This window comes from Pedobacter sp. GW822-FHT03F06 (assembly GCF_058801365.1).
In genome coordinates, this window is sequence record NZ_JBXANE010000011.1 from 181,445 (window position 1) to 205,877 (window position 24,433).

Below are 24,433 nucleotides of genomic sequence, written 5' to 3' on the forward strand. Positions count from 1 at the left end.
TTTATTTGTAAATTTCTAGTGACACAATATACGGCAAATTAATTAATTTAGATTGTTGCTCATCAAATTTATTTGCACCAACAACTAACGCTTGGTTAGCGGATAAATTACTGTTGTTTAATATGTTCTGAAAAATTTCTGCTTTGGTTAAGCCTAGCTCCTCTGCAAAGTATACGGTAAGATATTGCTCTAGCCCATTCCACTCTGTTTGCCTAATTTTATTGAGTTGTTGCTCAGGGTTGCCGGTAGTTACAATAAATATTTGTTTGCGGTCTACCACAAGTTCCTGCATAAACCCGAGCATATTTTTATAAAGCAAAAGTTTTAAAGGTAAACGGGCATTCTGATGTAGAAGATCAAAATTATGCTTATACTTCATATCAATGGCAAACTGATCTGCTGTTTTCTCAAAAAGCTTTTCAGTACCATTACTTTCGTACGTTGCACGCATAAATTCTATAATAGGCTGCGCACTTTTCTGCTCGGTATATTCTATAAACTGAGCAAACAGATAATAAACCTGTAGCAAATAATCTTTCTCCGGAAATAACACATCGTCCAATTCAAAAATTACGATCTGCTTGTCCTTAACGTATTGATACGCATCCATATTAAATTGTAAAAAGTTTTAAATCATCAGCATCGTTATAACCAAATACCCCGTTTAATTTAGGAGATACATTTGTAGGCAGCGCCCCCTCTCCGGTTGAAAAAATCTGATCGCCGTGAATAAATACCGCAAAATTTTGATAAGCAACCTTTTCTTCAGTTATATAGTCAGCAATAACATCTGCATCGGGCAACAGCACCTGGATTCCATACTCACTAAAAAGCACAGCAGATTTAGCCAGTGGCTCAAGTTCAAAATCGTGCAAAGGGATAATACAATCTATGGCCTCGGTAATGCAAAAATTTAATAGAATATGAGCGATACTGTCTTTATTTAATACACCTAAGGATGAAAAGGCATAATTTTCAGTTACAATTCCTGGAACATCGCCATAATCGGCAAGTAAAACAAAATGACGGGGAAACGCTTTCATCAGTTTTAAAGCCTTGGCATTGTTGCCTCCTGTTATCAGTATTTTCAAAGTATAATAATTGAATGAATAAATTAGTGATTGATAGAATGAGTGAATGATCGAATGCCTAGTTAGGGCAGATCATGATCTTATACAATTAAGCCATCCTTCATACTTACCACACGGTCGCTGGTTTTTGCAAGGTGTTCATTGTGCGTAACAATTACAAAGGTTTGATGGAAATTATCGCGCAAACTTACAAACAGCTGATGTAATCCGGCTGCATTTTCAGAGTCTAAATTCCCTGAGGGTTCATCAGCTAATATAATTGAAGGGTTATTGATCAGCGCTCTTGCAATGGCTACACGTTGCTGCTCACCGCCAGAAAGCTGATTAGGCTTATGCTGTGCCCTGTCTTTTAACCCAAACAGATCTAACAGTTCAAATGCCCTGCTTTCGGCCTGTTTTTTATTGGTTTTGGCGATGAAAGCCGGAATGCATATATTTTCAATGGCACTAAATTCTGGCAGCAAATGATGAAACTGAAATACAAAACCGATGTTCTGATTTCTAAAAGTACTCAACAGATCGCCATTCAATTTATTAACAACAGTACCTTTTAGTTCTACAGACCCGGCATCGGGTTTATCCAATGTTCCTAAAATATGCAATAAAGTACTTTTACCTGCACCAGATGGGCCAATAATACTTACAATCTCCCCTTTTTGCACTTCAAAATTTACGCCTTTTAAAATTTGTAGATTTCCGTACGATTTTCTTATTCCAGTGGCTTTTAGCATGCTTCAAATTTAGTAAAATGGTTGGTTAGTTCAATAGTTCATCGTCAATGGTTTATTGGTTAATAGTCTAATTGTTCATTAGCCAATAGTGTACCAGATTTTAGTCCATTGATTATTACAAATTAATTAGTTCCTAATCTGAGTAGTTCTTTAGCGATAGTTCAACAGGCGATAATCCATTGGAAATTCATTATTGGTAATTCATTAAATGCGTTTCTTAAATACCCAGGCTATGAACTATCTAACCATGAGCTATCTGGCCATTAGTATCAACCAATTAAAAACAAAAAAAGATTTGCATATATCAATTTTCTACTTAACTTTGAAAAACAAAGCACTTTTAAAATGAGCACTCAAGAAGAACAATTAAATGCCTTAAAAGATATCAGACAAATGATGGACAGGTCATCGAGATTTATTTCTTTGAGCGGGTTATCTGGTGTTTTTGCAGGCGTTATCGCTTTAATTGGGGCTTATTTTGCCAATGACGAAATTAATAAGTTCATCGACAAACGTGGCTACGCTTACGGTGTTGGCGGAGAAATGGACCTGGAATTTAACCTTATAAAACTTGGTATTTTTGTTTTGGTGATCGCATTGGCCGGCGGCATTTTATTTACCTATAGAAAAAGTCAGAAAAACAATCTTCCAATCTGGGATAAAACCTCTAAATCACTTTTAATTAATTTATTTGTTCCATTGGTTGCTGGAGGTTTATTTATTATTGCTTTATTGATTAACCATCCGAACACTTATGCTATTGTTGCACCAAGCTGTTTAATTTTTTATGGTTTGGCGCTTATTAATGCCAGTAAATATACCTACAGCGACATCCGCTACCTGGGGCTTTGCGAGGTAATACTTGGATTAATCTGCATGTTTTACGTAGGTTACGGCTTAATTTTTTGGGCTTTTGGCTTTGGTGTATTGCACATTGTTTATGGTCTTTTAATGTATTTTAAATATGAGAGAGGTCAGTAAGAATGAAAAACCCGATAGCAGATTTAAATAAAATATTCGATAGCCGGATCAGGTTAGGCGTAATGTCTATCCTGGTGGTAAACGATGAAGTTGGCTTTAACGACCTGAAACAGATGCTCGAATTAACAGATGGAAACCTGGCCTCACACCTGAATACATTAGAGCAGGCAGAATTTATCAAGGTACACAAAGGTTTTATCGGCAGAAAAACCAGTACCACCTACGCCATTACGCCTTTGGGCAAACAGGCCTTTAAAGCACATTTAGATGCACTTGAAAAAATGATCAAAAAACTATAGATCATTTTTTTTGATTATACACTTTGAAATTCAAAGCACTTTTAAAAAATATAAGCTTAAAATTTATAAACCATTATCATATCATTATGAAAAATAGATCCAACCTCTTATCACTCTCTGTTCTGCTGGGTGGCCTACTGTTTACTTTTCTCTTTTGGAAGGAAAGATTAGCGCTCAATTTGCTCATCTACAGCATTTACTTATTGGCTATTACCTTTATTAACCCAGATGTAGTTAAAAGTGCCAAACTAAAAATTTACGGTTTAGCACATCTTTTAGCAGCAGTGCTGGTAGTGGTTAACAATTCTGATTTATCTGTTGCCACCTATTACATCAGTTTGCTATTATTTATCGGTTTTAGTCATAACCAGCAGATCAGAACAATTTTTACTGCTTTTCTTGCCAGTATTTTACAAATGATTACGGTTCCTTTTAATGCGGTGCAAAATTTGAGTAAAATAAGCATAGGCAATTTTAACCTGAAACCTGTTTTCAAATTAATTAAGTACATTTTTATTCCTGTTATTGCCGTAATCTTTTTTGCATGTTTATATTCTGCAGCCAATGATGTTTTTGCACATTATGCCGAAAGTGTATTAACTCATATTGGTCAGTTTTTTGAAGATATCCTCCATTTCTTTTTCAAAGATTTAAGTATCGAACGCATCATACATTTCTGCTTTGGATTAGCCTTAACCGGAGGTTTATTACTCGCTTTTTTTGATAAAAGTTTAGAAAAAGCAGAACTGAAATGCAAGGAACAATTAGTAAGGATTAGGAGGAAATTAGGTCAAAAAACGATTTGGTACCACATTGTAGAAACATTTAGCGGCAACCTCTTAACAAGGAAAATGGCTTTAAAAACCGAATATATTATTGGGGTAATTTCCTTTGTTGCCCTTAACCTCTTATTGCTGTTATTAAATGTGATCGATATTACCACGCTTTGGTTTGGCTATAAACCTTCGGGAAATTTCTCTGGAGCGCTACACCAGGGTACCAATACATTGATCTTTAGTATTGTAATGGCCATGGCTGTAATCCTTTACTTTTTTAGGGGGAATCTAAATTTTTACCGTAAAAGCAAAACGTTAAGGGCACTTGCCTTTACCTGGATGATTCAAAATTTTATCCTGATCATCTCGGTATTGATCCGCGATGGTTATTATATCGAATTTCATGGTTTAACACATAAAAGAATCGGTGTATTGGTATTTGCCATTCTCTGTATCATTGGTTTGGCCACTGTTTATTTAAAGGTAGCTAAGCAAAAAACCATATTTTACCTATTTAAAGTTAACGGGAACATCTGGTTTGCCTTACTACTTGCTTTTAGCACCATTAATTGGGATGTTTTCATCGTTAAATACAATATAAAGCATGTAGATGCTGTTGCTATCGATCCTTATTATTTAATTTCTCTATCCGAAAAAACGCTTCCTTTCTTAGATAAAAACCGGTCAAAAATCCATCCTACTACCAATAACGATTCAGAGATTGCCAAAGTAGATCAGTCAGAAGAAGCGCTAATGAGAAAATTAGACCAACGGATTGGCTATTTTAAAGAACGTTACGAGAAATCGGGCTGGTTATCGTGGAATTTACAGGATTGGAATGCGGCAGAATATTTTGGTGTAAGTAAAAAATAATAGCGTCAGAAATCATGAAAGCAAAAGCATTTCTTATCATTTTGATTGTTGGACTGTTCGCCTGGAATTATCTCTATCAATTGAGTTCTAGCAAAACACTAAGCCATTGCATAATCGATCAGATTGTTTCAGCACAAAGTATTGATTTCACCAAGATTGAAAATTTAGATCTAGATCATATACTGATTGTTGCCCCCTATATTGAGATAAGTAAGCTTAAATGCAAGTTAAAAATAGATTTAAGAAACATTCGAAACAACGGCATAAGATATCTTGATCATTTCAATTTAGTTGTTTTAATAAAAAATGGCCAATCTGTTTCTATAGCAGAATTAAGTAGAAAACGGCAATTTTAAGGAGACACAAATACTTATTCCAATTGCACGGGCAAATCAAGAAAGTTAAAGCCGTTTTGCAAATCATTTTATAATTAACCGCTCAATCCTTAGCTCCCTGATGCGAAGTGCATCAGGGCAACTAAAAAATTATTTAATTATCCATTTAAAACGTATATTAAAATATAAAATCATGAAAAATCAAGAAACATTAAATTCAGGCAAATTAAGAATTACCATCATTTTAAGCGTAATAGCATCAATATTAGCTATTCCTTTAATAGCCATGCAGTTTACTAATGAAGTGGACTGGACACTATCCGATTTTATAATTGCTGGCATATTATTAACAAGTACAGGCTTAGCTATTGAACTTGTAATCAGAAACATAAAAACAGGCACCCTGAGAACAATAATACTCGTTGTTATTTTACTGGCCTTATTCCTTATCTGGGCAGAATTAGCTGTTGGTATATTCGGAACACCTTTTGCAGGAAGTTAACGGACACTATTAACCGTTTTGTTCACACAGATTTAAGATAATTAGCGCAGCGGAAATATTTTTTTTGCATTTGACAGGAACTAACTTTGTTTTTAAGCCTGATAGCAGCGGTAAGCCCGGAGCGTAGTGAGGACTTATAGCGGAAAGCAGGGCCGCCAGCCGCCACGGAGAACCTGGCCTTCACTTTCAAATAAAAAATCTCTGCACATATCTGCGAAATCAGCGGACACCATAAAACAGTGCCCATTAAAGGCACTAATTTCCCGATTAACATAAAACGTTCATTTTCTGAAAAAATCGGCGATTGCTATTTGTTTAAAGGGTTTGAAATTGTAGCTTTGGGCAAATTTTGTAGCAAATGAACCCGATGCGATTAAAATAATATTTTAATCGTAATAGGCTCCATCTGACAGATAAAGACAAAAATATAAACAGATGAATATTCACGAATACCAGGGTAAACAAATATTAAAAAGTTTCGGTGTTAACGTTCAAGAAGGAATAGTTGCCGATACTCCTGAGCAAGCTGTTGAGGCTGCTAAGCAACTGAAAATAGATTACAATTCTGACTGGGTTGTAATTAAAGCGCAAATCCACGCTGGTGGTCGCGGTAAAGGTGGTGGCGTTAAACTAGCCAAAAACCTGGAAGAAGTTAAACAACGTGCAACCGATATTATTGGTATGCAATTGGTTACTCCTCAAACCGGCCCTGAAGGTAAATTGGTGAATAAGATTTTGGTAGCTCAGGATGTTTATTATCCAGGTGCTTCTGAAACCAAAGAATTCTACATCTCTGTATTGTTAGACCGTGCAAAAGGCCGTAACATTATTATGTACAGTACAGAAGGTGGTATGGATATCGAAGAAGTGGCAGAACACACGCCACACTTAATTTTCAAAGAAGAAATCGATCCTAAAGTTGGTTTGCAAGGTTTCCAGGCACGTAAAATTGCTTTCAACTTAGGTGTAAGCGGTAATGCTTTTAAAGAGATGGTTAAGTTTGTAACTGCTTTATACAAAGCTTACGAAGCAACCGATTCTTCAATGTTCGAAATCAACCCGGTATTAAAAACTTCTGATGATAAAGTAATTGCAGTTGATGCTAAAGTAAATCTGGATGAAAACGGTTTATTCCGTCACCCTGATTATGCAGCAATGCGCGATGTTACGGAAGAAGATCCGATGGAAGTTGAAGCAAGTGCATCTAACCTAAATTTCGTTAACCTCGATGGTAACGTAGGTTGTATGGTTAACGGTGCTGGTTTAGCTATGGCTACCATGGATATTATTAAATTGGCCGGTGGTGAGCCTGCTAACTTCTTAGACGTTGGCGGAACTGCTAATGCACAAACGGTTAAAGCGGCTTTTAACATCATTTTGAAAGACCCTAACGTTAAAGCAATTTTGATCAACATTTTTGGTGGTATTGTTCGTTGCGACCGTGTTGCGCAAGGTGTAATCGATGCTTATAAAGAAATCGGTAACATTCCAGTGCCAATTATCTGCCGCTTACAAGGTACCAACGCAGAAGAAGCTAAAAAATTAATTGATGAATCTGGCCTTCAGGTTTACTCAGCAATCGCTTTAAAAGAAGCAGCTGATTTAGTAACTAAAGTATTGGCTGAACAAGGGTAATAAGCTTAAAGCATTTAATCATATTGTACAAACCTTTCAGTGAAAACTGGAAGGTTTTTTTTATTCCCCTCTTTTAGAGGGGTGTCCGCAGGACGGGGTGTTTCTTTAAACTATTATTACAGCAGCCCTCTATTTTTAACATTGTTACCTGGTGTTATTTTGAAAATGAGGGGTTCAATTCTTTTCGGTTACGAAAGCCATGCTATCACTTCAATCTTTTTGTGACTGTCAGTCTCAGCGGAGTCGAAGGCCTGGCAACAATAAGTATTTTCATTCTATCAGGTTTATTTAACATGAGTCCGTCGTACTTCGGAAGTTAATCTGCGCGGAATTCCAAAATATCTCCGGGCTGGCAATCCAGCACGCCACAAATCGCCTCCAGTGTTTCAAAGCGGATTGCTTTGGCCTTACCTGTTTTAAGTATCGACAAATTAGACATCGTAATCCCTACCCGTTCACTTAATTCGGTTAACGACATTTTACGCCTGGCAAGCATTACATCTAAGTTGATTATTATGGGCATTTTGAATCGCTAAAGTTAGGAATGTTTCGGTTAACCTAAATGGTTAAATCGTTTTCTGCTTTAAGCTTTCTGGAATAAGAAAGCAACTCATAAATTACACTGAGTATTGCTATGAGCGATAATATATTAAGATTAAAAGATCCATCAGCTGGATAATAATATTTAAATGCATTATGAGTTAAATTCCCTATATACTCATCAATCAAAAACTTAGTTAAAAATTTCAAAGAAAGAAACAGAATTCCACCGGCAGCCACAAGCTGCCATAGTCTGTTCTCAGTTAAATTTTCGACTGATTTAGGCTTAACATATGCAACAACAATAATAGCGGCTCCCAAAATCAGATAAAAAACTACATTTGGCCCAATATTATCAATCCCTCTTTCTGATAAAATAATAGCTTCCATTAAAGTAGGCTTAAATTCGTATACACCTAAGTGACTGTTGATAAATTTAGCGTCATTAACTATTTTCACCTCTTGTCTTACATCGTTCTCAATCAAACTAATCGAAAGTAATCCGTTATTAAAATTACTAACGGCCGAAATTATGTGGTTGGCAACAGATATTATCGCTATAAAAACCAAGCTAAAACCAGCGTACTTAAAAACGCTTAAAATTTTGTTCATACTATATCGTTAAATCGTTTTCTTGTTGAATTTCTATCCCTCTGTTTACAACCTGTACAATTATAAAAAGCACAATAGCCATAAAAAACCACACATCAGCTCCATCCATATTTAACGATTGGAGATTAGCGGCCATAACGCCATGTTCTGTAAGCCAAACCGTATACTTATAGCCTAAACGGGCAAAAAAACCTATTCCAAGCGCTAAAAAAACCTGTATCAAAATAAAATGCTTCAATTCTATACTGAAAGGCTGAGAAATACTGAGTTTTTTATCAATAAACAGTTTCACAATTAGATAGAACATGATTGTTTTTAACACAGCAACAATAATCATAAGGAGTGTAATGACCAGGAAATACCCCTGATCAAATTCGTAAACACTTGACAAATAATCTGCTCCGTTCCAAAAGTTCCTCACACCCTGCGGGTTTATAAACGTTGTAATAATTGTATTAACAATTACCCCACCGGCTTCGACACATAGCCCCATAAAAATTATCCAGGAAAGTACCTGTAATACTTTCAAAATCTGATTGGTTGTTATTTTAATTTCCATAATTACATACCAGTTTAAAATGTAATACCTGAGATTTAATTTACTGTTTAAATATGTAAGCCGATTTCTTGTTTTGATTTTTATACATGCAACCTGACAAAAATTACATAGTCGAAAACACCTAATAAGAATGGCTTTTGTTTTTTACTTTAAATAGTTGAAAAATTAAGAAACGTCATATTTATTCAATCATTTATCGTACAAACATAAATAATAAATTATTATAATTCAAAATATATTTATCGATTTACAATAAATAATATTCGAAAAACAATCATAATGCAGTTATTCAGACATACAATGGCAGAATTTTGTTTGGAATGATTTTTGCTGTAAGTAAAACTGTAAAAAACTTGTGCAAACAGTAACATTTTCAGCATTTTATCCTTTCGGATTGCTATACAATTTCGTAACTTTGCACACTCAATAATTAAAGAGCACACAATTCGTATAAATGAGACAACTCAAGATAACGCAATCCATTACCAACCGTGAAAGTCAGTCATTAGATAAATACCTACACGAAATTGGCAAAGTAGATTTAATAACAGCAGAAGAGGAAGTAATTTTAGCAAGGAAGATTCGTGAGGGCGATCAGGCTGCATTAGAGCGATTGACTAAGACCAACTTGCGTTTCGTTGTATCTGTTGCAAAACAATATCAAAATCAAGGCTTAACCTTAGGCGATTTAATTAATGAAGGTAACCTGGGTTTAATTAAAGCAGCAAAACGTTTTGATGAGACCAAAGGTTTCAAATTTATTTCTTATGCCGTTTGGTGGATTCGTCAATCTATTCTGCAGGCCATTGCCGAGCAAAGCCGTATTGTACGTTTACCTTTAAACCAGGTAGGCTCGTTAAGCAAAATCAGTAAAGCTTTCTCTAAATTAGAGCAAGAATACGAACGTGAGCCTTCTCCTGAAGAACTTGCCGATATTTTAGAAACAACAGTGGATAAAATTTCGGACACACTTAGTAATTCGGGCCGCCACGTATCAATGGATGCTCCTTTTGTTCAAGGTGAAGAAAATACATTATTAGATGTATTGGAAAACCACGAACCAAATACGGATAGCTCATTGATTAATGAATCTTTATCAGAAGAAATTAAACGTTCTTTATCTACTTTAACCGAAAGAGAAAGAGAGATTATCGTTTTGTTCTTCGGCTTAGGTTCTAACCATCCTCTTTCTTTGGAAGAGATTGGCGAGAAATTTAATTTAACCCGTGAACGTGTTCGTCAGATTAAGGATAAAGCCTTACAGCGTTTACGTCATACATCAAGAAGTAAAATCTTAAAATCTTATTTAGGATAGGATTTAAATGCATACAAACAGGAAAAGATCGGCAAATGCCGGTCTTTTTTTGTTTATACTATTTATGCTAATTGAGCTTATTAAGGATCCTGAAACAATTTCAGGATGACGAAACATCGTTAAAATAATTCTTCTCTGCGTCATGCTGAATTTATTTCAGCATCTATCTTAATAAAAAGTACCTCAAAATAAAGATTCTGACCACGAAGTAGCTATTAGGCCTTTAAAACAATAATAACGACTAATAAAACAAGTTCAGGATCTTGTTATCGCAGGTTAAAACAACAAATGTTTCACCGTCAATCCGTTATTAATTAACTGTTTCAACGAATCAATACCAATTCTTAAATGCGTTTCTACATATTTTTCGGTTACGCTGCTATCGCTTTCTGCCGTTTTAACGCCTTCAGGAATCATCGGTTGATCGGAAACTAACAACAATGCCCCAGCTGGAATTTTGTTTGCAAAGGCCGTAGTAAAAATTGTAGCAGTTTCCATATCTACAGCCATTGCCCTTAAAGTTTTCAAATACTTTTTAAACTCTTTGTCGTGCTCCCAAACCCTGCGGTTGGTGGTATAACAGGTTCCAGTCCAATAATCTCTGCCATGATCGCGTATCGTTGTCGAAATCGCTTTTTGTAAGGCGAAAGCTGGCAAGGCAGGTACTTCTGCCGGAAGGTAATCATTTGAAGTACCTTCTCCCCTGATTGCAGCAATGGGTAAAATTAAATCGCCCAACTGGTTTTTTTTCTTCAAACCACCACATTTACCTAAAAATAAAACGGCTTTAGGCTTAATGGCGGTTAATAAGTCCATCATTGTTGCTGCTAATGGACTTCCCATTCCAAAGTTGATAATGGTAATGCCATTTGCCGTAACGCTTTGCATAGGTTTATCTAATCCCATAACCGGTGCATTATCGTTCCATTCGGAAAACATGGTTACATATTTGCTGAAATTAGTTAACAGAATATAATCGCCAAATTGATCTAGGGTTCTACCGGTATAACGTGGCAACCAATTTTTAACAATTTCATCTTTCGATTTTAATCCTGATTTAACGGGAGTTTCTACCTCTTTTACTTTTTTCGATTTCTCTACTATTTCATCGTCTTTTTTTACGTCTTTTTCTTCGTTCATATTCTTTAGTTTTGAGCATAGCGCCTGGCGCTTAGCGTTAACAATATTGTATTAAAAAAAAATCCCCCCGCTTTCGCGAGAGGATTGAATTTTTAAGCGGCCTGTAACTTTTTAAAGTCGGCCTTTTCAAATTTCTCTATCGCGTAATCGAGATTGATGTGCAGTTCCTTGACATCCGTCTGCGTTGGTGTATCGAACATCGCATCCAACATAATCGCTTCACAGATCGATCTTAAACCACGTGCGCCCAGTTTATATTCCATTGCTTTATCTACAATAAAATTTAAAACATCTTCATCAAAAACAAGCTTTACGTCTTCATAAGCAAAAAGCTTCACATACTGCTTGATCAATGAGTTTTTAGGTGCGGTTAAAATGTTTCTTAAAGATTCTTTATCCAAGGGGTTTAAGTGAGAAAGAACCGGTATACGACCAATTAATTCCGGAATTAATCCAAAAGATTTCAAATCCTGAGGTGTAATATACTTATAAAGATTTTTAAGATCTAAAACTGTCTCATCTTTCTTTACTTTATAACCTACAGCCTGCGTACGTAAACGGTTGGCTATTTTACGTTCAATACCATCAAATGCCCCACCACAGATAAATAGAATATTATTCGTGTTTACCGGGATCATTTTCTGATCTGGGTGCTTACGTCCGCCCTGAGGTGGAACGTTTACAACTGTACCCTCTAAAATTTTCAATAAAGCCTGCTGAACACCTTCTCCCGATACATCACGTGTAATGGATGGGTTATCACTTTTACGCGCTACTTTATCTACCTCATCAATGTAAACGATACCGCGTTCGGCAGCCGTTACATCATAATCGGCAGCCTGGAGCAAGCGCGTTAAAATACTTTCAACATCTTCACCTACATAACCTGCTTCTGTTAAAACAGTTGCATCGCAGATACAGAATGGCACATGCAAAATTTTAGCAATGGTTTTGGCCAAAAGTGTTTTACCGGTACCGGTTTCGCCAACTAACATGATATTTGATTTTTCGATCTCAATCTCGTCTTTATCAACTTTTTGATTTAAACGTTTGTAGTGATTGTAAACGGCAACGGATAATACCTTTTTAGCATCATCCTGACCAATAACATACTGATCAAGATGCTGTTTAATTTCAAGAGGCTTTAATAAGTTTATCGCCTCTTGAATATTTTTTGTCCCTTTGGTCCCTAATTCCTGCGCAAGCAATTGATTGGCCTGGGTTACACATTTATCGCAGATAAACGCATCCATACCTTCAATCAACATTAACGTTTCATGCTTGCCAGAATGGCAGAATGAGCAACGGGATTCTTTATTTTGTTTCGCCATCTTTTTTTGCGTTTCTCGATAACACTTCATCAACCATACCAAATCCTTTTGCCTCGTCAGCTGTCATCCAGTAATCGCGATCTGAAGCTTTCTCTACCCAATCATATGTTTGCCCAGAGTGCTCTGAAATAATATCGTATAATTCTTTTTTCAATTTCAACATCTCTCTCAAGTTGATCTCCATATCAGATGCTACACCTTGTGCGCCTCCTGAGGGTTGGTGAATCATTACTCTTGAGTGAGGTAATGCAGCACGTTTTCCTTTTGCGCCTGCTACCAATAAAACTGCTCCCATTGATGCGGCCATACCTGTACAAATTGTAGCTACATCTGGTTGTATATATTGCATGGTATCATAAATACCTAAACCTGCATAAACTGAGCCACCTGGCGAGTTAATGTAGATCTGAATATCTCTATCGGCATCTGTTGATTGCAAAAACAACAACTGAGCCTGAATAATATTGGCATTCTGATCGTAAATCGCATCACCTAAAAAGATAATACGATCCATCATTAACCTCGAGAAAACATCCATTTGTGCTACATTCAACTGGCGTTCTTCAATAATATACGGTGTCATGCTCTTAGGGTTCAGATTAGCCTGAGCAATAAATTTATCTACATGTAAACCGCCAATCCCCTGATGTTTAACGGCAAATTTTCTGAATTCTTGTGAATCTATGTTCATTGTATGAGTTTTTTTAGCAGAGGGCATAGAGTTTTAATTTCCTGTTCCCCATAGTTTCGTGAATAATAAAAAACCAAAATATAAATAATATTTCAATTATGTACTGGTTTAGACAAAGAGTATACCACATCAAAATCCATGACAATATAGCACGCTTGTTATTTCAAACTTTTAGAGAAGCTAGAAATCATCCTTGCTAAAATATCTAAATCTTCTAATAAATCTGCCAAATCCTTGTCAGAAATCAGTAGCCTTAAATTCAAAACCAAAAGGATATTAGCATTCTCAAAAACAGATCGATGCGCAAAGTTCAAAAACCTCCTAAAATCAGGTGTAGAATTAGATCCCGAACCTTCTGCAATATTATTAGATACGCTAAGAGCAGCTCCGCGAAGCTGCTCTGCAAATCTATACTTTTTTATTTCTTCTAATTTCTCAGAAATGTCAATTAACTTATTACCTACAATTATAGCTCTCTGCCAAATTAGCAAGTCTTGAATCTAAATTTTGCCAAAAGACAAAATAAGATTTTATATTATGACATTAAAATCACGAGGCACTCTGCCCTATGCTTTTTTATCCAGCGCAATAAACTTATCGTAATCAATATCTTTTTGCTCTAAAGTAACAACAGATTTGATTTGTTCGAAAGTTTTTAATGCTTTTACCTCTTCGAAAACACGGTTTGCATTTTCTTTTTCCTGTAAAAACTGAACGGCATATTGAGCCAATTGATCCTCAGGAAGTGGGCTTGGGCTGTACATCCTAAACTGTGCATCTAATTTAGCCTTTGCTGCCTGAACTACATCCTCATATTTAATTTCGATACTGTTATCTTTAATGATTTTGTTTTCGATTAAAGTCCATTTAAGGTTTTTAGCGAAATCATCATAACCTTCTGCCAACTCTTCGTCGGTTAGTTTTTCGTTTGTAGCTTTTAACCAGCGACGTAAAAATTCATCAGGCAGTTCGAAGTTGTGTTTAGTTAAAAGTGCCTCATAAATATCATTTGATAATTTACGCTCAGCATCTTGTTTAAACATACCTTCTACTTCTTCAGTAATTTTTGCTCTGAAACCAGCTTCGTCAGTTACAGTACCTTCTCCAAATAATTTATCAAAAAACTCTTGGTTTAAATCTGACTCTTCTAAACGGTTAACGTTTTTAACATGAAGTTTAAAGTTTGCTTTTAACCCAGCAGCTTCTTCTTCCGAAATATTTAAAGCTTTTGCAATTACTGCAGCATCTTCTAATGCTTTTTGGATGTCGATGGTTACTTCATCATCTTTCTTTAAACCAATTAACGATTTAAGGATTTTTTTATCTTTAATCTGATCTAAACGAACAGTTGCTGTACTGGTAATACCACCTTCAACAGCATTACCATCTGCAGCTACCTGAGTTAATTCGGTGTAAAGTACATCATCATCAGCAGAAACCTCAGGATTGGTCATTTTACCATAACTACGACGGATATTTTTGATACGGCTTTCTAAAGTTTCTTTATCAGCTTTAATTACGTATTCTGTAAATTTATCTTTAGATGAAAGATTTACATCAAAAGCAGGCGCTAAACCTAACTCATAATCAAACTCGAAATCATCTGTATTATCCCATTTAAATTCACGCTCATCATCCATTTTAGGAAGTGGTTGACCTAAAATTTCTAATTTTTGCTCGGCGATATAGTTAGATAAAGTATCGTTCAACAAGTTATTAACCTCTTCTACCAAGATACTTTTGCCGTACATTTTTTTGATGTGGGCAGCAGGAACCATTCCTTTACGGAAACCAGGTAATTGTGCTTTTTTAGCTTGATCTTTAATGGCTTTCTCTACTTTTCCAGTGTAATCAGCAGGTGCGATTTTGATTTTTACAACAGCATTTAAGTTGCCGGTTTTTTCCTGTGTAATATTCATTTTTTCTGAGATATGAGTATTGAGATGTGCGATTAGATTTGAGTGTCGAGATATGAGATTTGAGACAAACAGCACATATCGCTTCAATTAAAACAGCACATCAATTTTTATTAATCAATGTTTTTAAAAACAAAACCGTTCCGATTTTTAAATCGGAACGGCCTTTATCTTGTTGTGCGGAAGAAGGGACTCGAACCCCCACGCCGTGAAGCGCCAGATCCTAAGTCTGGTGCGGCTACCAATTACGCCACTTCCGCAGTTAGGATGTTGTAAGGACTGCAAAGATAGAAACAAGATTGAATAATCAAAAGGCATCGGCAATATTTTATTGATTATTTCGATCAAAAACCGCTAACTCTTTAATTTTTAAGGAGAAAAATTTTAATAACAGGGCTATTAGAAGTTTTTTTGATGGTCTGTAGGGACACAAACCACGAAGACTTGTAACTTAAAGCAGGATTAACGAGTAATGAAACTTAGCCTTTGTTTTCAGCATAAATTAAGCATTTATTTTTTTGGAAAGCAAGCTCGGTAGCGTTTGGGCTAATGCAGCCCTGCTCTCCGTTCTTTCCGATGAAAAATCGGAACCACTGCGATCAGGTTTAGGTGGCAAGGATAGGTGAAGAATTAATGGTTAAAACACCAAACGTTCCTACGGAACGAAAACGCCAATTTTACAACTGGCTATCGTGGAATCGTCCCGCTGGGACGGCCAGGAAATCTTCTTTTAGCTATTTTTTGCAGTGTATAGAAAGAAAACCAATTAATTATGTAATTGAATCTATAACAAATGCACCATCCGTGTGCGTCTGTGGTTAAAAATAGCTGAGCAGTAACACTAATTGCAAAATTAATTACCTATGCCATAAAAAAACCGTTCTGATATTAAATCGGAACGGTTGATCTTGTTGTGCGGAAGAAGGGACTCGAACCCCCACGCCGTGAAGCGCCAGATCCTAAGTCTGGTGCGGCTACCAATTACGCCACTTCCGCAGATAGGATGTTTTAAGGATTGCAAAGATAGAAACTAAATTGAATAATCAAATCTTTGCAATACTTTGTGAAGAAACAAAATTAAGCTCAATGGTCTTGCGTACATCTTTGCAGTCCCCTAACACTGTCCGTCGTTGCCAGCCTGACTGGCAATCTTAATGCATTAGAAAGTTAATGAATTATGGGTGAAGCTTTAGGATTCCCGTTTTTTACCTGTCGTGTGGACACATGTTTTGATTTGGGTTTTTTATGCATTTTGCTAGCCAACGTTAATAAAGTTCAGGCTTTGCCGAAGAACGTCGTCAATCCCAAGTGGCAGAAAAATCAAAAAAACAGTTGCAGAATAGAAGAAATAGCACCACGAAACCTTAAATGCAGTGGTTTTGTGTTCAATAATCATGATTCCTAACTTTTAAAAAGGTATTGAACACAAAAGGAAGTGCCGCTGTTTTTTTGATGAGCCATGGGCAGTGGGAAGCCACCTTGCCGGATTGACAAAGCGCTTTGGGTACTTTGGCGCTCCAAAGTACCATGCCTCCGCGGCAAAGAGCGGCAAAAATCAATACTTGTGCGTAAACGGTAGTTCTTTTTGGACCAGAATGTTTTTAATAGCAAAAAAGATGCTGAAACAAGTTCAGCATGACGATCGCCTTAGACAAGGCAGCTAACAAATAAAGTCAAAGAAAAGTGTGTCCACACGAGAGGTTTTCACGGGAATGACGCTATTGCCTTAACTAGAGTATCAAAATTTCACTAGTGTTACATCAATAAATTCAGGCCCGCCTTCTAATGGATAACCAGAAACCTTTTTTCCTTTTATAGTAACCTTCTTATCTAAATAGGTATCAAGATTTATGCTTGCACTTTTTAAGGCATAAGTTTTATTGTCGGCTTTTAATAAATGCGTACCGTATTGAAACGTAGTCATGCCTAATTTTTCAATTGTTCCACTTGCAGTAACTGTAGTGGAGTTTCCTCCATTTTTCATTGAACTGCAACCAGAAATTACGGCTACGAACAGCGATAATATTAATATTTTTTTCATTGGTTTATGATTTGTTGTGATGTAATGGTATGATAACGGGATGTTTTAACGTTATGCTACAAATTATAAAAATTTGCTTTTAAAAGCTAATAATTTGCTTCTGAAACTCGAAAAAGTATTGAACCGCTTTTACCAATCTACTTCCATACCAGCTAAACATTTCTCCATCTACCAATACAATTTTTGCTTCAGGAACGGCAGCTTGAATCTCTTCAATATGTTTTTCGCCAAAGGGATAAGGTTCTGACGACAGTAGAATCAGTTCACAGTTTAAAGTTTTCAGTTCTGCTAGTGTAACCGATGGATAACGTTCTTGCGTAATCACATTCGTCATACCATTGATCAGCAGAATATCATTTATAAACGTATTTTTCCCAGCAGCCATGTAGGGTTTACGCCAGATGAGGTAGGCTACCTTTTTATCAATATGCTGTTGAAGGGCAAGTGTTTTCAGATCATTAAATCCAGCAGAAATTAAATGATTAAGGTAACTAGCTTCTGGCTCGCGATCTACAAGCTCCCCTATCTGCCCAATGGTCTTCATGGCATCATCCAAAGTGAAAATATCGCTCATCCAAACCGGAAAGTCTGCTGCAAGCTCTTCAATATCACTTTGCGTATTCTCTTCTTTGTTCCCAATAATCAAATCGGGTTTTAAATCTTTGATTAAATCGATGTTAAGCTTTTTTGTCCCACCAACCTTGGTTCTTTCTGCAAATTTTTCTATCGGATGGATGCAAAATTTGGTCAATCCGATAATTTCCTTGTCCAATCCCAAATCAAATAACAGTTCTGTTTGCGAAGGCACAACAGAAATAATCCGTTTAGGTGGAAAATTGATGAAAATTTCCCTGCCCATTTGATCGATAAAGGACTTTTGCATGTTGCAAATATAGGATTTAGTCAAGATTAGTCCGTTTAAGTCGGGCTTTTAAAAAAACATTTTTCATTCCGTATTTTTACCGCATCAATCTGCAATTAACATTTTTTTATATTCCTTTGGCGTAACGCCTTTTGCCAGTTTAAAAAATTTGTTAAAATTAGAAAGGCTGTTAAAACCACATACATAAGCCATTTCGCTTATCTGAAGATCACTTTCGGCAATTAATTTACAGGCATGGCCAATTCTTACTTCATTAACAAAAGTTACAAAAGTTTTCTGTGTACGGTTCTTAAAGTATCTGCAAAAAGCCTGTTTATTCATATTGGTCATCTCGGCAGCATCTACCAACAATATCTCTTTATTAAAATTGTCAAAAACATATTTCAAAATCTTGTCCATCCTATCATTATCTTTTAACTGATAGTTATTGGTATAGCCCGGGCTCGCCAGTAACACATAATCTCTGTTCTGGCAAAGCAGGTTTAAAATTTCGAGCACCCCTATTAAACGCGTTATTTCTTCTGTTGCCTGAGCAATTTTTAACAACAAAGGTTTTATTTCTTTTCTGGCCGAAAGGTTAAATTTCATTCCACGTTTAGCCAGCTGAAAAAAATGTTTAAGCTTCTGTATATTCTCTGGCTCATGAAAAATATCCAGTATTTTTTCGGGATGGAGAAAAAGCGAAATCGAATGTGCATGGCTATTTGGTATCGAATCGCTAAAATACTGCTGGCTATTGTGCCATACATGAGGCAGATTAGCACCTACAAAAATCATGTCTTCGTTGTTAAAATCTTCAATACTATCACCGATCATGCGCCGCCCTTCACTCTCAACATTATAGGTGAGCTGGCATTCTTCGTGAAAATGGAATTCGGTAGAAAAGTAAGGCGCGTTTACAATCTTTATGCCGTAAACATCATTTACCTTTCCATTAAGTATTTTGGCAAAAATCGGTTTCATTTGATACAGACTATTTTCTTTACCATCGGTTATGATGGCTATTTGGTTATGAAAAACTAATCTACAATTTACATCTTAAATTACCAATTAACACAAATAATTTCAATAAAAAGGCTAATATAACACCATTATTAGCGAATTATACCTCAGTTAATTTCTTTTTTCCTTAATAAATTAGCTATTACGAATACTAACCAAATTAATTAAAATGCTTCATCATAAAATTATTGTACTAACAGGAGGTGCCGATGGCATTGGCTGGGAATGTGCAAAGGCCTATTCAAAAGCTGGTGCTACTGTTTGTATCCTTGATAAAAACCCAGTAGCCGAAAACAAACTCAATGAACTCGGAACAGCGCAAAAAATAGCCATAGCCTGCAACCTGGTTAACGAAAACGATGTAATAGATGCTTTTAAAACGATCATCGAAAAATTTGGTGCTATAGATGCTATACATAACAATGCAGGGATTGCGCATCCTTCAAAAACGCTCGATCAGACCACAGATGCTGAGTGGGATCTGTTGATGAATGTTAACTTAAAAAGCATTTTATATACCACCCGCCATGGCATCGAACATCTTAAAAAAACAAAGGGTTGTATTTTAAATACCAGCTCGATGGTAGGCGCCCTTGGGCAAGACAACCATGCCGCCTATGTAGCCACAAAAGGCGCAATTAATGCGTTAACGAAAGCTATGGCCCTAGACTATGCGCCATACAAAATACGCGTTAATGCGGTTTCGCCCGCAGCGATTAATACCCCAACCTTGCAATCATGGAGCAAAGAACAGCCCAATAAAGCACAAATACAACATTACTTAGATAAACTTCAACCCTTGGGCGGCATGCCGGCTGGCGATGTAATTGCAGATGCCTGCTTATTCTTACTCAGCGACGCTGCCAGATTTATAACCGGAACTATTTTACCGGTAAGCGGCGGAGCCGAACTAGGATACAGAACCACCATATAATCCAGATTATTAACATGATAAACAAAATAGAAATTAGCGACAAACGATTTGAACTATCAACCGGTGCAGGCAGCGATGCTATACATAAAGATCCTCAATACGCTTATGCGGTGACCAATTTAACCAACGAAAACGGCATAACAGGAACAGGCTTAGCCTTTACCCTTGGCGCTGGTAACGATCTGGTCTGCAATGCTGCTCAATTTTATGCCAATACCTTAAAGGGAAAAGATATCGAAGAACTGATGAGCGATTTTGGACAGACTTTTCGCACCTTATCAAACGAACAGCAATTTAGGTGGTTAGGGCCACATAAAGGTGTTGTACATTTAGGATTAGCTTCTGTAACCAATGCCTGTTACGATTTATGGGCAAAAAAACGCGACGTACCACTTTGGAAACTATTAATCGATTTAAGTCCCGAAGAAATTGTGAATACGCTCGATCTCTCCTATCTGGAAGATGTACTCACCAAAGAAGAGGCAATTGCCATGCTGCAAAGTCAAACCGATTTCAAAAAATCGAGGGAAGGTATTCTTGATATCGGTTATCCAGGATATGATACTTCTGTAGGCTGGTTTAATTACGACGATGAAAAGGTACGCGAGAACTGCAAAAAAGCTATTGCCAATGGTTTTACCGCAATGAAACTCAAAGTCGGATCTGCCGATCCTAAACGTGACATCAGAAGGGCAAATATTGTACGTGAAGTTGCTGGAGAAAGCTCAAAAGTAATGTTAGATGCCAACCAGCAATGGACGCTGCCACAAGCCATTTCCATATGTAATGAGCTTAAAAATATGAATCCTTTCTGGGTGGAAGAACCTACCCACCCGGATGATATACTGGCACACCAGACATTGGCTAAAGAAATTGCGCCTATTAAATTGGCCCTGGGAGAACATGTACCCAACCGCATTATTTTTAAAAACTACCTGCAAACTGGCTGTACAGGTTTTGCGCAGGTAGATGCAGTACGTGTAGGCGGTGTTAGCGAATTCATTACGATTAGTTTATTGTGCAAAAAATTTGGCGTGCCAGTTGTGCCACACGTTGGCGACATGGGGCAGTTACATCAGCACCTGGTACTGTTTAATCATATTGCTATAGGGCACGAAGCTTTATTTCTGGAACATATCCCCCATTTAAAACAACACTTTAAAAATCCGATTAAAATTGAAAACGGAGTTTACATCACTCCACAAGAAACGGGAAGCAGCTGTGATTTAAAATAACCCAAAATCTAACCAAATATGATCAGTACAACCGATATCTTAATTACCATTACCTATATACTTTTTATTGTAACCATAGGTCTATGGACCGGAACACGAAAAAAGAAAAACGATGAAACCAGCAGTGGAGAATACTTTTTGGCAGGCAAATCGCTTAAATGGCCCATGATTGGCCTGGCATTATTTGCAACAAACATCTCGTGTCTTCATTTGGTAAGTTTGGCACAGAGCGGATTTGACAGCGGGCTTTTAAATGGCAATTTTGAATGGATGGCGGCATTTACCCTTATTCTTTTGGCCTTGTTATTTATTCCTTTCTATATCCGTTCGGGCATTTCTACTTTACCCGATTTTTTAGAACGGAGGTATAACCGGGCCTGCAGAGACTGGCTGGCATTCATCTCTATCCTATCGGCCATCATTATCCACATTGCCTTTTCTTTTTTAGCTGGCGGTATTGTACTCGAAACGCTATTCGGTATCAATATGTATGTAAGTATAGTGGTAATTGCTTTGCTAACCGGATTATACACCATTATTGGCGGCTTAAGGGCCGTGGTAGTTACCGAAACCATACAGAGTTTGGTGTTGATTACCGGAGCCATTATCATTACAGTTTTTGCGTGGAATAAAGTTGGTGGCTGGGATCATATGACGGCTATACTGCAAAAAGAAAATGCCATGGATAAGCTCAGTATGATACGCCCGATTGGCGATAAGAGTGGAATGAGCTGGATAGCTGTATTTTTAGGGTATCCGGTTTTGGGTATCTGGTACTGGTGTGCCGACCAAACCATAGTGCAACGTGTTTTAGGCGCAAAAGATGAAAACCATGCCCGCGTAGGCGCTTTATTCTGCGGTTTTATCAAAATTTTGCCTGTGTTTATTTTCGTATTACCAGGTTTGTTTGCCTATATCTTGTATAAATCAGGCACGATGGATTTATCTAGTTTGCAAACTATCGGCGCCAATGGCGAAAAGTTGTTAAATACCAAAGGCATTTATACTTTAATGATTACCCAACTTTTGCCTAAAGGACTGGTGGGCATTTTGGTAGCCGCATTATTATCAGGATTAATGAGTCAAATTGCAGGTGCATTAAATTCTATCGCCACCTTAAGCAGTTATGATTTGTACAAAAGATTTAAGCCTGAAACCAGCGATAAAAAATTAGTTAATGTAGGTCGCTGGTCGGCAGGTATAGCCTTAGCCGTTTCAATAGGCCTGTTGCCATTATTAAATAGCTATCAAAGTCTTTTCGAAGGCATAAATGATGTAATCGCACATATTGCCCCTCCTATTACCTGTGTGTTCTTATTAGGGGTATTTTGGAAAAAAGCATCGGCAAAGGGGGCGCAATATACTTTGCTGCTCGGTTCTATTATTGGGGCGGGTGTTTTTGTGGTAAACAAATTATATGGTACAGAAACTATAATCGGTAAAATCCCTTTCATGATGATGTCCTTTTACCTGTTCTGCATCTGTTTATTGATACAAGTGGTATTTTCTTATATCTACCCTGTAAAACACACCGCTCAAAGTGAAACCTTGTATTGGAGTTCTATTTGGGAACCCCTTAAAAGTAAAGGTTGGAGCGGGATAGGCAACTACAAATTTCTGTCGGCGCTTTTATTATTGATAATGAGCGTTTTATACGTCTACTTTAAATAAAATTGATATGAATATGAAAAGATTTCTCTCGCTCTTCGTTGCACTAATTACTTTTTTCAATGTTAATGCGCAAACCAAAACAAATGCTTCGGTAATGAACGATTTTATGGATAAACGGTTTGGTATGTTTATTCATTGGGGGCCAGTAAGTTTACGTGGCACCGAGATTGGCTGGAGCCGTGGCGATCAGGTTGCGACTGAAGATTACGACAATCTCTATAAAGAATTCAACCCTGTTCTATTTGATGCCGACGCCATTGTAAAAACAGCAAAAGATGCCGGAATGAAATATCTGACCATTACGGCACGTCATCATGATGGGTTCTGCTTATGGCCAACTGCATTTACTGATTTCAATATTACCAATACACCTTATAAAAAAGACATTGTTGGTGCATTAAACGAAGCCTGTAAAAAACAGGGAATTAAATTCTGTATTTATTATTCGGTATTAGACTGGCACCATCCAGATTACCCAATTCATTCTCCAAAAAATCAAACAATTGATCCAAAATCAGACATGAGCCGATATGTGCTTTATATGAAAAACCAGTTAAAGGAACTCATTACCAAATATGATCCTTATATGTTCTGGTTTGACGGACAATGGGAAAAACCATGGACAGACGAAATGGGTAAAGATTTATATGCATATCTAAAACAGCTAAACCCCGATGTAATTATCAATAACCGCTTGGGAAAAGAATTTGCAGCAATGGAAAATAAAAACATTGATGCTTCTAAAATGATTGGCGATTATGACACGCCCGAACAGGTAGTAGGCAAATTAAATATGTTTATGCCCTGGGAAAGCTGTTTTACTATTTGCAACCAATGGGCCTGGAAACCAAACGATAAAATGAAACCGCTAAAACAATGCCTCGAAATTATTTCGAAAACTGCAGGGGGTAATGGCAATCTTTTATTAAATGTAGGCCCTATGCCAGATGGCAGAATTGAGGTCCGCCAAATAGAACGCTTAAAAGAAATCGGCGATTGGTTAAAAACCAATGGCGAAGCCGTTTATGGCACAAAAGGTGGCCCATACCAACCGAACAATGATTACGCAACGACCAGAAAAGGGAATAAAATTTACGTACATATATTAAACACCAATCTGACCAGGTTGAATTTAAAGGCTATCCAAGGTTTAAAAGCTAAAAAAGCTTACCTGTTAAATAACCAAACCATTAATATGGAGCAAAAAGATGGCATTTCGTTACAACTTCCCGGCAACCAGGCCAACCAATCAGATTATATTGTTGTGCTAGAATTAAACGGAAACGCCGAAAACATTCCGGTTATTGAATAAACCGATACTTTGCCAGTAGGCAAGGGTT

At 36.9% G+C, this 24,433-nt stretch carries 24 protein-coding genes and 2 tRNA genes; 10 read left to right on the forward strand and 16 right to left on the reverse strand.

All coding sequences use genetic code 11. From position 1 onward, the window contains the following. Position 1 precedes the first annotated feature (1 nt). The 3 genes from AC1RJ8_RS19325 to AC1RJ8_RS19335 form a co-directional block, all read right to left on the reverse strand. Positions 2-610, reverse strand: coding sequence for an HAD family hydrolase (locus tag AC1RJ8_RS19325; protein ID WP_492955115.1), 609 nt, complete (start codon positions 608-610; stop codon positions 2-4). A 1-nt stretch (position 611) separates the two neighbouring features. After that, positions 612-1,091: a hypothetical protein gene (locus tag AC1RJ8_RS19330; protein ID WP_492955114.1), complete on the reverse strand. Its 480-nt coding sequence runs from the start codon at positions 1,089-1,091 to the stop codon at positions 612-614. A gap of 80 nt (positions 1,092-1,171) precedes the next feature. After that, on the reverse strand, positions 1,172-1,822 hold the full coding sequence (locus AC1RJ8_RS19335; protein ID WP_492955113.1) for an ABC transporter ATP-binding protein: 651 nt from the start codon (positions 1,820-1,822) through the stop codon (positions 1,172-1,174). A gap of 345 nt (positions 1,823-2,167) precedes the next feature. Between AC1RJ8_RS19335 and AC1RJ8_RS19340 the strand changes: the two genes are divergently transcribed. From AC1RJ8_RS19340 to sucC, 5 genes are all read left to right on the forward strand, one after another. After that, complete coding sequence (locus AC1RJ8_RS19340; protein WP_492955112.1) at positions 2,168-2,803, forward strand: hypothetical protein; 636 nt, start codon at positions 2,168-2,170, stop codon at positions 2,801-2,803. A 2-nt stretch (positions 2,804-2,805) separates the two neighbouring features. After that, positions 2,806-3,102 carry a winged helix-turn-helix domain-containing protein gene (locus AC1RJ8_RS19345; RefSeq protein WP_492955111.1) on the forward strand — a complete coding sequence of 99 codons (297 nt, stop codon included), beginning with the start codon at positions 2,806-2,808 and terminating at the stop codon, positions 3,100-3,102. 86 nt (positions 3,103-3,188) lie between these two features. Further along, positions 3,189-4,751, forward strand: coding sequence for a DUF4153 domain-containing protein (locus AC1RJ8_RS19350; protein ID WP_492955110.1), 1,563 nt, complete (start codon positions 3,189-3,191; stop codon positions 4,749-4,751). 528 nt (positions 4,752-5,279) lie between these two features. After that, a complete protein-coding gene (locus AC1RJ8_RS19355) occupies positions 5,280-5,588 on the forward strand; it encodes a hypothetical protein (RefSeq protein ID WP_492955108.1) in 309 nt (102 codons plus the stop codon). A gap of 435 nt (positions 5,589-6,023) precedes the next feature. Continuing rightward, positions 6,024-7,223, forward strand: coding sequence for an ADP-forming succinate--CoA ligase subunit beta (gene sucC, locus AC1RJ8_RS19360; protein WP_492955107.1), 1,200 nt, complete (start codon positions 6,024-6,026; stop codon positions 7,221-7,223). A 316-nt stretch (positions 7,224-7,539) separates the two neighbouring features. On the opposite strand, the gene AC1RJ8_RS19365 is transcribed toward sucC, so the two are convergent. The 3 genes from AC1RJ8_RS19365 to AC1RJ8_RS19375 are packed head-to-tail and all read right to left on the reverse strand — an operon-like array spanning position 7,540 to position 8,934. Continuing rightward, a complete protein-coding gene (locus AC1RJ8_RS19365; RefSeq protein WP_492955106.1) occupies positions 7,540-7,746 on the reverse strand; it encodes a helix-turn-helix domain-containing protein in 207 nt (68 codons plus the stop codon). A gap of 35 nt (positions 7,747-7,781) precedes the next feature. Further along, a complete protein-coding gene (locus AC1RJ8_RS19370) occupies positions 7,782-8,375 on the reverse strand; it encodes a hypothetical protein (RefSeq protein ID WP_492955105.1) in 594 nt (197 codons plus the stop codon). A 1-nt stretch (position 8,376) separates the two neighbouring features. Continuing rightward, entirely contained in the window at positions 8,377-8,934 is a 558-nt protein-coding gene (locus tag AC1RJ8_RS19375) for a hypothetical protein (protein WP_492955104.1), read from the reverse strand. Between the two features lie 454 nt (positions 8,935-9,388). Here AC1RJ8_RS19375 and AC1RJ8_RS19380 point away from each other — a divergent pair, with 454 nt between their 5' ends. After that, positions 9,389-10,249 carry a sigma-70 family RNA polymerase sigma factor gene (locus tag AC1RJ8_RS19380; protein ID WP_010601359.1) on the forward strand — a complete coding sequence of 287 codons (861 nt, stop codon included), beginning with the start codon at positions 9,389-9,391 and terminating at the stop codon, positions 10,247-10,249. A gap of 276 nt (positions 10,250-10,525) precedes the next feature. Here the strand turns inward: AC1RJ8_RS19380 and AC1RJ8_RS19385 are convergent, their stop codons facing one another. From AC1RJ8_RS19385 to AC1RJ8_RS19430, 10 genes are all read right to left on the reverse strand, one after another. Continuing rightward, positions 10,526-11,389 (reverse strand): AMP nucleosidase, encoded by an 864-nt coding sequence (locus AC1RJ8_RS19385; protein WP_057932891.1) that lies wholly within the window; start codon positions 11,387-11,389, stop codon positions 10,526-10,528. Between the two features lie 92 nt (positions 11,390-11,481). Next, positions 11,482-12,720, reverse strand: coding sequence for an ATP-dependent Clp protease ATP-binding subunit ClpX (gene clpX / locus AC1RJ8_RS19390; RefSeq protein ID WP_057932890.1), 1,239 nt, complete (start codon positions 12,718-12,720; stop codon positions 11,482-11,484). Next, positions 12,704-13,411, reverse strand: a complete 708-nt coding sequence (clpP, locus tag AC1RJ8_RS19395; RefSeq protein ID WP_057932889.1) for an ATP-dependent Clp endopeptidase proteolytic subunit ClpP — start codon at positions 13,409-13,411, stop codon at positions 12,704-12,706. The genes clpX and clpP overlap by 17 nt, the downstream gene beginning before the upstream one ends. Positions 13,412-13,569: 158 nt before the next feature. Beyond that, positions 13,570-13,902 carry a four helix bundle protein gene (locus AC1RJ8_RS19400; RefSeq protein ID WP_492955103.1) on the reverse strand — a complete coding sequence of 111 codons (333 nt, stop codon included), beginning with the start codon at positions 13,900-13,902 and terminating at the stop codon, positions 13,570-13,572. A gap of 75 nt (positions 13,903-13,977) precedes the next feature. Continuing rightward, positions 13,978-15,330 (reverse strand): trigger factor, encoded by a 1,353-nt coding sequence (gene tig, locus AC1RJ8_RS19405; RefSeq protein ID WP_492955102.1) that lies wholly within the window; start codon positions 15,328-15,330, stop codon positions 13,978-13,980. A gap of 175 nt (positions 15,331-15,505) precedes the next feature. Further along, positions 15,506-15,587: transfer RNA gene (locus AC1RJ8_RS19410), tRNA-Leu, on the reverse strand. Between the two features lie 654 nt (positions 15,588-16,241). Next, a tRNA-Leu gene (locus tag AC1RJ8_RS19415) sits at positions 16,242-16,323 on the reverse strand. 742 nt (positions 16,324-17,065) lie between these two features. Beyond that, positions 17,066-17,368, reverse strand: a complete 303-nt coding sequence (locus AC1RJ8_RS19420; RefSeq protein WP_492955101.1) for a hypothetical protein — start codon at positions 17,366-17,368, stop codon at positions 17,066-17,068. A 79-nt stretch (positions 17,369-17,447) separates the two neighbouring features. Further along, entirely contained in the window at positions 17,448-18,251 is an 804-nt protein-coding gene (locus AC1RJ8_RS19425; protein ID WP_492955100.1) for an ABC transporter substrate-binding protein, read from the reverse strand. Between the two features lie 84 nt (positions 18,252-18,335). Then, entirely contained in the window at positions 18,336-19,214 is an 879-nt protein-coding gene (locus AC1RJ8_RS19430; protein WP_492955099.1) for a helix-turn-helix domain-containing protein, read from the reverse strand. 208 nt (positions 19,215-19,422) lie between these two features. Here AC1RJ8_RS19430 and AC1RJ8_RS19435 point away from each other — a divergent pair, with 208 nt between their 5' ends. From AC1RJ8_RS19435 to AC1RJ8_RS19450, 4 genes are read left to right on the forward strand one after another with little or no spacing between them, the layout of a single operon-like run. Continuing rightward, entirely contained in the window at positions 19,423-20,187 is a 765-nt protein-coding gene (locus AC1RJ8_RS19435; protein ID WP_492955098.1) for an SDR family NAD(P)-dependent oxidoreductase, read from the forward strand. 14 nt (positions 20,188-20,201) lie between these two features. After that, positions 20,202-21,422 carry an enolase C-terminal domain-like protein gene (locus AC1RJ8_RS19440; protein ID WP_492955097.1) on the forward strand — a complete coding sequence of 407 codons (1,221 nt, stop codon included), beginning with the start codon at positions 20,202-20,204 and terminating at the stop codon, positions 21,420-21,422. Between the two features lie 18 nt (positions 21,423-21,440). Further along, positions 21,441-23,093: a sodium:solute symporter gene (locus AC1RJ8_RS19445; RefSeq protein WP_492955096.1), complete on the forward strand. Its 1,653-nt coding sequence runs from the start codon at positions 21,441-21,443 to the stop codon at positions 23,091-23,093. A 13-nt stretch (positions 23,094-23,106) separates the two neighbouring features. Further along, the gene (locus AC1RJ8_RS19450; RefSeq protein WP_492955095.1) at positions 23,107-24,405 is read left to right on the forward strand and encodes an alpha-L-fucosidase; all 1,299 of its coding nucleotides are present in this window, start codon (positions 23,107-23,109) and stop codon (positions 24,403-24,405) included. Positions 24,406-24,433 lie beyond the last annotated feature (28 nt).

What these genes read in the sequence shown, in the direction of transcription:
- AC1RJ8_RS19325 (WP_492955115.1), bottom strand. Translation starts at nt 610, where the DNA reads ATGGATGCGTATCAATACGTTAAGGACAAGCAGATCGTAATTTTTGAA.
- AC1RJ8_RS19335 (WP_492955113.1), bottom strand. Translation starts at nt 1,822, where the DNA reads ATGCTAAAAGCCACTGGAATAAGAAAATCGTACGGAAATCTACAAATT.
- AC1RJ8_RS19340 (WP_492955112.1), top strand. Translation starts at nt 2,168, where the DNA reads ATGAGCACTCAAGAAGAACAATTAAATGCCTTAAAAGATATCAGACAA.
- AC1RJ8_RS19345 (WP_492955111.1), top strand. Translation starts at nt 2,806, where the DNA reads ATGAAAAACCCGATAGCAGATTTAAATAAAATATTCGATAGCCGGATC.
- AC1RJ8_RS19350 (WP_492955110.1), top strand. Translation starts at nt 3,189, where the DNA reads ATGAAAAATAGATCCAACCTCTTATCACTCTCTGTTCTGCTGGGTGGC.
- AC1RJ8_RS19355 (WP_492955108.1), top strand. Translation starts at nt 5,280, where the DNA reads ATGAAAAATCAAGAAACATTAAATTCAGGCAAATTAAGAATTACCATC.
- sucC (WP_492955107.1), top strand. Translation starts at nt 6,024, where the DNA reads ATGAATATTCACGAATACCAGGGTAAACAAATATTAAAAAGTTTCGGT.
- AC1RJ8_RS19365 (WP_492955106.1), bottom strand. Translation starts at nt 7,746, where the DNA reads ATGCCCATAATAATCAACTTAGATGTAATGCTTGCCAGGCGTAAAATG.
- AC1RJ8_RS19370 (WP_492955105.1), bottom strand. Translation starts at nt 8,375, where the DNA reads ATGAACAAAATTTTAAGCGTTTTTAAGTACGCTGGTTTTAGCTTGGTT.
- AC1RJ8_RS19375 (WP_492955104.1), bottom strand. Translation starts at nt 8,934, where the DNA reads ATGGAAATTAAAATAACAACCAATCAGATTTTGAAAGTATTACAGGTA.
- AC1RJ8_RS19380 (WP_010601359.1), top strand. Translation starts at nt 9,389, where the DNA reads ATGAGACAACTCAAGATAACGCAATCCATTACCAACCGTGAAAGTCAG.
- AC1RJ8_RS19385 (WP_057932891.1), bottom strand. Translation starts at nt 11,389, where the DNA reads ATGAACGAAGAAAAAGACGTAAAAAAAGACGATGAAATAGTAGAGAAA.
- clpX (WP_057932890.1), bottom strand. Translation starts at nt 12,720, where the DNA reads ATGGCGAAACAAAATAAAGAATCCCGTTGCTCATTCTGCCATTCTGGC.
- clpP (WP_057932889.1), bottom strand. Translation starts at nt 13,411, where the DNA reads ATGAACATAGATTCACAAGAATTCAGAAAATTTGCCGTTAAACATCAG.
- tig (WP_492955102.1), bottom strand. Translation starts at nt 15,330, where the DNA reads ATGAATATTACACAGGAAAAAACCGGCAACTTAAATGCTGTTGTAAAA.
- AC1RJ8_RS19420 (WP_492955101.1), bottom strand. Translation starts at nt 17,368, where the DNA reads ATGAAAAAAATATTAATATTATCGCTGTTCGTAGCCGTAATTTCTGGT.
- AC1RJ8_RS19425 (WP_492955100.1), bottom strand. Translation starts at nt 18,251, where the DNA reads ATGCAAAAGTCCTTTATCGATCAAATGGGCAGGGAAATTTTCATCAAT.
- AC1RJ8_RS19430 (WP_492955099.1), bottom strand. Translation starts at nt 19,214, where the DNA reads ATGAAACCGATTTTTGCCAAAATACTTAATGGAAAGGTAAATGATGTT.
- AC1RJ8_RS19435 (WP_492955098.1), top strand. Translation starts at nt 19,423, where the DNA reads ATGCTTCATCATAAAATTATTGTACTAACAGGAGGTGCCGATGGCATT.
- AC1RJ8_RS19440 (WP_492955097.1), top strand. Translation starts at nt 20,202, where the DNA reads ATGATAAACAAAATAGAAATTAGCGACAAACGATTTGAACTATCAACC.
- AC1RJ8_RS19445 (WP_492955096.1), top strand. Translation starts at nt 21,441, where the DNA reads ATGATCAGTACAACCGATATCTTAATTACCATTACCTATATACTTTTT.
- AC1RJ8_RS19450 (WP_492955095.1), top strand. Translation starts at nt 23,107, where the DNA reads ATGAAAAGATTTCTCTCGCTCTTCGTTGCACTAATTACTTTTTTCAAT.